Origin of the sequence: Synechococcus sp. R55.4 (genome assembly GCF_047461935.1) — a bacterium.
Classification (GTDB): Bacteria; Cyanobacteriota; Cyanobacteriia; order Thermostichales; family Thermostichaceae; genus Thermostichus.
The window spans coordinates 19,504-27,474 of sequence record NZ_JANSIF010000045.1 but is presented as its reverse complement, the minus strand read 5'-3'; the positions used below and the strand labels follow the sequence as shown (position 1 = coordinate 27,474).

Sequence of the window (7,971 nt, the reverse complement as noted above, 5' to 3'; positions counted from 1 at the left end):
TGGCCAGGAACTTCTTGAGTTTTCTCTATCTCGTCAGTGCTCTCTTTTGGCTCAAATGAAAGATCAACACAACCTAGCTCTCCGCCGTCGGCCTCTTTAATAAGATCCTTTGAATCCCTTCCCCCATAACCTCTTCTGGGCTATCCACGGCGTCCGCTTTCCCGTAGTGTTGATATGTGCCCTCGCCGTTTCCCTTCCTTCTCTATCCTGGCCCTGCGCCCCTGGAGATCAGCCAGATGAGTCCGCTTGAGCAATCTTTTGCCCTCTGTCGCCAGATCACGGCCAAGCACGCCAAGACATTTTACTTGGGATCCCTGCTCTTGCCCCGACCCAAACGGCGGGCCATCTGGGCGATCTATGCTTGGCTGCGGCAAACGGACGAGTTGTTGGATGGGCTAGAGGCCAGCCAGGCAGAGGTGGAGGTCACCCGCAGCAAGTTGGAGCAGTGGGGATCCCATCTGGAGTCCCTGTTCCAGGGGGGTGAGCCTCAGGTTGCCACCGACCTGGCCCTTATCCACACCATCCGCGCCTACCGCCTCTCCATCGAGCCGTTTCGCGAGATGTTGCTGGGGCAGAGCATGGACTTGGATACGCGGCGCTACGCCACCTGGGAAGATCTGCGCGTCTACTGCTACCGCGTGGCCGGGGTGGTGGGCCTGATGTGCTCGGAGATCATGGGATTTGTGCCGGGCCGGGATGGCCGCGAAGAGGCGGTGGCCTTGGGGATCGCCATGCAGCTCACCAACATTTTGCGGGATGTGGGGGAAGATGCCCGCCGCGGACGGATCTACATCCCCCTCGAAGATCTGCGCCGCTTCAACTACTCTGAGCGGGATTTGTTTGACTATGTTATCGACGAGCGCTGGATGGCTCTAATGGACTACGAGATCCAACGGGCCAGACAGCTCTACGCCCAGGCCGAACGGGGGATCCCCACCCTGCAACCCGACTCCCGCTGGCCGGTGGCCGCTTCTCTGATGCTCTACCGGCAGATCCTCAACGCCATCGAGCGCAACCACTACCAGGTTTTTCGCACTCGCGCCTACGTATCCACCCTAAGCAAGGCGTTGGCGCTGCCGGTGGCTTGGTGGCGTTCCAACTACTACGGCTATTAGCCAACGGTGCCCAACCGGAGTGGTGGCAGAAAATCGGACACAAGACGGCAAGCCCAAAACCCGTGAACGGCGAGGAAAACGTATGGTGAACCGTGCCCTGACCCTACCCTATCAGCAAATTTGGGAAGACAGTTTAACCATCTTCTGGCGGGACTGGCTGGATCTGCGGGGGCGAGTTTGGCAGGTGGTGGCCTCAGGTCTGGTGGCCCCCCTCATCTACATTGTCGCCTTTGGGGTGGGCTTGGGGGGATCCCTGCGTTCAGAGGCTCTGGCCGATGTGGTGGGATCCACGGCGGCAGGCTCCTACCTGCGCTTTATTTTGCCGGGGATGGTGGCCCTTTCCGCCATGACCATCAGCTTTGCCGGCACCACCTTCTCCATCTGTGGATCCCGGCTCTTCACCAAAAGCTTTGAAGAACTGTTGCTCCTGCCGGTTCACCCGCTGTCCTTACATCTGGGCAAGGTACTGGCGGGCATTGCCCGCGGCCTGCTGACAGCCCTGGGCGTCTTGGCGGTGGGGGTGCTGGGCACCGGCGCTTGGGGCCTTCTCCACCCTCTATCGCTGTTGATTCTGCTGCTCAATTGTGCCGTTTTTGCCGGCATTGGAGTGATTGCCGGGTTGAAGGTGCCCAGCCTGGAGAGTGTGGGAGTGCTCACCAACTTTTTGATTACCCCCATGTCTTTTCTGGGGGCCACCTTTTTCGATCCCGCCCAGTTGCCAACCTACCTGCAGGTGCTGGTCTACTGCCTGCCCCTCTCCTACGCCAGCATCGGCATGCGGGCGGCTGCCTATCAGCCCCTCTCCCAGTTTCCCTGGTACACGGTTGGGGTTTTGGGCAGCTTGGCGGTGATCTTGGCCTTTGTGGGCGCTTATCAATTTTCCCACCAGCAGGACTGAGGGTTTTCTCAGTTCCCCTGGCCAAACACTTCTGGATAGCGAGCCAGTTGCTCCTGAAGATTCTGGTCGTAGCGCAGGACAATCACGCGGTAGCCGCCTTCTAGGAGCTGAGCCCGCAGTTGGCGATCCTGCTCGGCTCGAGTTGGCTCATCGTGGACTGCGCCATCACAAAAGACGCAGATATTGGGGTCATAGAAGAAATCGACAACACAGCGGGGCTCACTGATGGACTTCTGGGCATCGTCAGGCAATCGATACCCTCCTTCTGCCAGCGCCTCGAGAAACCTGCGCTCCAGTTCAGACCGAGGGTCAACGAGCTGGCGTAGCCAATCCAAGTGCTCTTGTCGGGAGCTGCCTGGGTCAGTGCGACTGTGGGCCAGCTCACCCAAAAGATCCCGAATCTTGTATCGGTCAAGCTCCAGCGCTTCCCTCTGGTTGGCATAGCTCAGCAGGCACTCATAGCAGGCTGCCCGGCACTCAGGCCGGAGATCTTGAACCCCGGCCTCTGAAAGTCTGAAGTGGCAGATCTCCAGAGACGCCTGAGCCACCTCCGCAAGAGCCTCTGGCTCCTCCACCAGCCGACGCAGGACGCCGGCTCCTCCTTCTGCCGTCTCATAGAGGAGAATAGCCCGATGGGATCCCTGGCCAATGGACTCGGCGGCTAGCTCCGACTCCTCCAGCTCGAAAGTCTCTTCGATCCCCCGCTTAAGGGCGTAGCGCAGGCTGGTCTCCAAGGTCTGGGGATCCCCTAGACCTGGTTGAACCAGGCGCACCAGCAACAGGTTTTGAGTACTGCGCACCGCCAGGCAGACGCGCTGCAAACGTGTTGGGTCGGAAGAGCCAGTTCTGCTCTGCTGGATCTGAGTTCGAGAGAGAACTTCGCCAGTGTCAAAGTTGACCAGAAAGCCCTGCCCTCCACTCCCTCGCCAGCCGTAGTTAATACGCAGCAGAGTGGCGGCTGGGGCATAGCGCAAGTGAAGCAGTTGGGTTTGCCCCCTTAGGACATCGGCTGCTTGAACGCGGTAGCCGGAACTTTTGGGAGCAAGCTGAAAGAAGGTCTGCAGCTCATATCCCCGCCGCCGCCGTTCTTCTTCATCGGCTGTGATGCGATCCCGGCGCTGCATGCGCACGTTGGGCATTTCGAGGAGATGGGTCAGCCGGCTGTTTTGCCCATCGAACTGGGTGCCGCAGACGGGGCAGCAATCCAGGCAGGGATCCGCAAAAGCTCCACAACTCAAGCAGAGCTTTTGAGTACTTTTGCGCTCCTCCAGGCCGCCGGGCGGAGCCTGAAAAGCCACCGATTCCCACTGGCAGCCTTCGTGGTAGAGGAAGTTGTGGGGTGCGAACTCCCGAACGGCCAAAAACCGGGGTCGGGCGATAAACTCCCCTTCGCTGCCGCGGGGCACCCAGGCCCGGACAGGCAAGGCCGGAAAGTTGTAGCCAGGGAGGAACCCCTCGCTGGCCAGATAGCGGTAGGGGTAAAAGTCACCTTCCTCCCGCTGGGTATCGATCTGTAACAGCAAGTTGCGCTGGCGCAGGGCTTCTTGCTGGCGGCGCTCAGCTTTCTGCTGGCTTTTCCTTTGGCGAGCTGTTTGGAGCTCTTGGTGAGCAGCTTCCAACTGTTGGGTGGCGGCCCGATACAGCTCCCGCCAGCGGTTAAAGGCCCGGTCAAACTCGCGTGGCGCCTCTTCAATAACCTGCCGGATCCAGCGCTTGTTAAACCAGCCACTTCTGTCTAGGAGTTCCCGGTCGGCGGCCAGCAGCTCCTGCACTTGCTCCTCCACTTCTCGCCGGGCGGCCTCCCCTAGTTGGATTTGCTGGGCCACCATCTCTCTGAGGGGCAGCTCTTCCCGATGATCCAAGTCAATGACGGTTTCGATGGAATTGCCCAGAGGCAGGCGCACGCGGGCCAGCCAAACGGCGTGGATGTGAGCCCGCACTAGGGACTCGTTGGCCAAATCCAGGCGGGGAGGTCGCACTCGACCGGCCACCATCTCGGCGCGGCGGCGGAAGTAGTACTGGTCGTGGCTGTTGAAAGCACTGCAATACGTTACGATTAGCCCCGGTTGCCCCTGGCGGCCTGCGCGTCCACTGCGCTGAGCGTAGTTGGCCGGCGTTGGAGGGACGTTGCGCAGATGTACCAGATCCAAATCGGCAATATCGACCCCCAACTCCAGGGTTGGCGAGCACACCAAATAGGGAAGGCGTCGAGCTTGATCCTCCCCGCGAAAGCGCCTTTCTCGCTGCTCCCGCTCTCCTGGCCGAACCACTTGGGCAGTGTGCTCCCTAGCCTCCAGGGATCCCAGCCCTACTGCTCCAGTTCGATACAGGCGTTGGAAGAAGAAGTTGACAGAGCGGGAGGGGGCAGCGTAGCCCTCCTGCCGAGCGCGGCGGGAATACAAGGGATCCGCAAGGGGGGCAGATTCATCTCCCAAGCACCAGAGGAGACATCCGGCATCCAGTTGATGGGCTTCTTGGCCATTTCTCTGGTGAGATCTCAACAGGCCATAGCCGACCAGCAAAGAGAGAAGGGATCCCAGAAGCTCGTCGTAAGCTTCTCTGGTCAGCTCGAGATACTTGATGAGAAAACGCCCAATAGCGCTGCGGGGGCCCAAGCTATGAACTTGCAAGTCCTGCCGGGACTGGCTCTGGCGAACAAAGTAGCTAGCCGTCCGCAGTTCGTCATGCTCCTCTAGGCCCCAAAACTCGTTGAGATGTTGCTCGGCCCGCCGGCGCAGCGTTCTCTGGGGTTCTTTCTCGAGCAGACGGACATCGATGGCCAATTTCCGCCGAAACTGATCCAATACGGCCCGCAGCAGGCCCTCTCGCTCGCCAACGGTTGCTTGGCCAAACCAGGGGTGAAGGGAAGCCAGGGCAGGGCTTTGGCAAAGCTCTTTGAGCCCGCGGTATTCGATTTTCAGCAGCCCCACCTGTTCCAGGTTGGGATGGGTGACCCGCCAGCCGCGCCGCAGATCTTCGTAGAGACGGTATTCTGTCAGGTCTGTAAAGGTCTGCCAAACGTCCTGAGCAAGGGAAGACTGGGGATCCAAGGAGGGGTTCTGGGCAATGTCAGCAAGGCTAAGACCTGAGGCCCGCACTACTTCTCGGGCCACTTCAGCGAAGCCCAACTCTTTTTTCTGCTGCAGGGCGGCATATAGCGAGGCCCGCAGGAGGGCCACATGGACAAAGTCGTTGAAGTGGCCGGCTTGTAGCGAGGCATCTTGGCGATTGTCAGTAAAAGTCAGAAGCTTGTCGCGAGCCGCTTGCGTCTGGGCCGTATGGCGCAACAGAGAGGTGGCAAGGGTGGTGGTGGCGCTGGAGCGGCCTTCGCTGGAGAGGGAAGCCAGCTTGACAAACTCCCGCTCGCGGGCGGTGTAGTACTCGCCGCAGGCCAAGCAGAGGGAAAAAGGCTGGGGCTGCCACCACATCTTCTGGGCCTCCGCCTGGGGTTGCTCGGAAAAGGATCCGTCGGGGCGCACCCAGACTGCTTGGGGGACGCGGCTTTTCCAGTTGGGCTTGAGCCTGCCCTCAGGGGTGTACCAATCTTCAGGGATCTGCTCTGGCGACCACTCGTTTTCAACGGGATCCAGGCTCAGGTAGCCGGCTTGCTGGTCTTCAGCCTCCTCCATCTCTTCTCCGATGGGATAGGGCAAAAACTGCCCCCTTGCCTTCAAGACATGGTAATAGTCGTGCCCGCACTGGCGGCAGAACTTGACGGGGAAAAACAGCTTCCCTTCCCCAGCTTGCATTTGCCCTTCCAGGGAAAATTGCCGCTTTTCCCGGCTCTCCAAGGTGGCGTACAGGGTGCGGCCCTGGGAGATAAACTGGTGCAGCTTGAAGGCGACTCCCCAAGTGCTGCCCTCTTTGAGGCTGCTGGCATGGGCCAGAAACTGGCGCAGGGATTTGGCGCAGGTTGCGGGATCCCTGGCGGCCACCTCGGCCAGTTGGGCGGCTACCTTGGAAAGCTCCCTGGGCACGCGGCGCCTGAAGCTGCCATCGGGACTTTGCTCCAGGCCCAGCTCATACTCTAGCCAGCGCATCAGGGGATGGCGGCGCAGATCGGCCTGGTTTGTAGGCCAAGGCAAGTCCAGGGCGCTCTTCAGCTCTGCCACCGTGGGTGGGCCGCCCTCGGTGAGGGGGGCCAGGGTTTCCTCAATGACGTGCTCCGGCCCAAAGGGATGGCCGAAAAAGCGGCTGGCAAAGGCGGCTACAGTCTGGCGGCGCTCCTGGGCGTCGGCTTCTGGTCGGGAGATCATGGTGGCGCTGGTGCCAATATGCACCAAGTTCTTGGCCCCACAGCGTCCTTTTAGGCGGCGAACCAGCATGGCCACATCCGCCCCTTGCCGACCCCGGTAGGTGTGCAGCTCGTCAAAGACCAGAAAGCGCAGCCCTCCCATCTCGGGATTCAAAAACCGCTGATCTTCAGGACGAACCAGGAGGAGTTCTGCCATCACATAGTTGGTGAGCAGAATTTGAGGTGGATCCCGCCGTAGCTGGTCTCGTTCGTTTTCCGAAGTTTCCCCGGTGTATCTGGCAAAGCGCACCGGAAAAGGGCGATGGTAGTTGCGCTCGTACCGCTCGCACAGGGCTTGCAAAGACTGGTATTGAGAGTTCACCAAGGCATTCATGGGGTAGACCACAATGGCCACCACCTGATGACGGGATCCCCCCTGGCGGATCCAGTTGTCGAGAATGGGCAGGAAGTAGCAAAGGCTTTTGCCGGAGCCGGTGCCGCTGGTAACCACAAAGCTTTCCCCGGCCAGAGCTTTCTCGATGGCCTCCTCCTGGTGGCGGTAGAGGCGAAAGGGCCTGCCATCTTCAAGGCGGAAAATGTGGGCTGTTTCTTGGGCAATGCGCCCGGCCTCGGCCAGCTCGTCAACGGTTGGGCCGGGCACATAAACAGGGCTTAGCTGGATGAGAGGCTCTGGCCAGAGGTGGATCCCTTCCTCTAGAGCTTGATTCACAAAGGCTTGCGCCCGTTGGTCGCCAATGAGAAAAAAGGAGCGGACAAAATCGCGATAGTCGTCCAGAACAGTGGCGTGGAGATCAAAGATGGTGGACATCGAATCTGCCCTTAAGGCCCGCTTGGTTAGCTCAAGCCTAGCTTGAAGATGCCGCAAGTGGTGTTTGCAACCCCACTCGCCAAGATCTACGGCCCGCTGAACGGCAAAAAGATATCTCCGAAGTGGGATCGGCGATGCGCCGGCTTCCCCCACACCTCCAGTACCCGCCGACGGCTGCAGCGTTCTCCGAATGCAGGAACCAGAATCCCTTGCCTTTAGGCAGGGGGCATGTCAAGAGAAAACTGGTCTGCAGAAGGCCACCTCCGCCTCATGGACGAATAACCCGCAATCCTAGATGCGCCTCGTAGCCATCGAAGTCACTGTCGTGGTGGAGGAGCGGAACATTGTTCTCAATGCACCAAGTGGCAATCAAACTGTCTATTGTTTTGCGCACCGTCACGCCTTTGCGACGCAACAAGCGAAAGTTCTGCGCACTTTTCACCGCCAGGGAGGGGTTAACCATTTGCACCTGATGCAATTTCACCAGAGCACAGCGAGCCTGCTCGAAATCGGCATCTTTGCGAAAGCCCTGCAAGACTTCTGCCAAAATCAGGTCGCCCACCAGGATAAGAGTTTGATCCAGGGCCCAATCCAGATAGTCGGTGTGAAGCGATGAAATGCCGTTGAAGTAATCAATCCAGATGGTGCTGTCCACCAGGATCATCCTCACTCCTGCAGGCACGACAGGCGTTGCTGCTGCAAATTGCCCTCCCATTTCAACTTGCCGCGTAAGTTGCGGATCTCAGCTTGCTCGTGTAGGCGAATCAGGACACGCAGCGCTTCGTGAATCACCTCGCGCTTGGTCTTGAGGCCGGTTACCTGGCGGGCACGCTCGATCAGGTCGTCATCCAGGACGATGTTGGTGCGCATGAGGAGCCACTTGTGTGTATAGAAA

5 protein-coding genes are annotated in these 7,971 nt (G+C 59.6%); 2 read left to right on the top strand and 3 right to left on the bottom strand.

All coding sequences use genetic code 11. From position 1 onward, the window contains the following. Positions 1 to 236 precede the first annotated feature (236 nt). Together NW842_RS10665 and NW842_RS10660 are read left to right on the top strand one after the other, a co-directional pair. Positions 237 to 1,115 (top strand): phytoene synthase, encoded by an 879-nt coding sequence (locus tag NW842_RS10665; protein ID WP_414373662.1) that lies wholly within the window; start codon positions 237 to 239, stop codon positions 1,113 to 1,115. 82 nt (positions 1,116 to 1,197) lie between these two features. Further along, a complete protein-coding gene (locus NW842_RS10660) occupies positions 1,198 to 2,013 on the top strand; it encodes an ABC transporter permease (protein WP_414355720.1) in 816 nt (271 codons plus the stop codon). An 8-nt stretch (positions 2,014 to 2,021) separates the two neighbouring features. Here NW842_RS10660 and NW842_RS10655 read toward each other — a convergent pair whose 3' ends face one another. The 3 genes from NW842_RS10655 to NW842_RS10645 form a co-directional block, all read right to left on the bottom strand. Further along, complete coding sequence (locus NW842_RS10655; protein WP_414418006.1) at positions 2,022 to 7,076, bottom strand: DEAD/DEAH box helicase; 5,055 nt, start codon at positions 7,074 to 7,076, stop codon at positions 2,022 to 2,024. Between the two features lie 268 nt (positions 7,077 to 7,344). Further along, positions 7,345 to 7,740 carry a PIN domain nuclease gene (locus tag NW842_RS10650; protein ID WP_011433301.1) on the bottom strand — a complete coding sequence of 132 codons (396 nt, stop codon included), beginning with the start codon at positions 7,738 to 7,740 and terminating at the stop codon, positions 7,345 to 7,347. Between the two features lie 2 nt (positions 7,741 to 7,742). Then, the gene (locus tag NW842_RS10645; protein WP_414355717.1) at positions 7,743 to 7,946 is read right to left on the bottom strand and encodes a type II toxin-antitoxin system VapB family antitoxin; all 204 of its coding nucleotides are present in this window, start codon (positions 7,944 to 7,946) and stop codon (positions 7,743 to 7,745) included. Positions 7,947 to 7,971 lie beyond the last annotated feature (25 nt).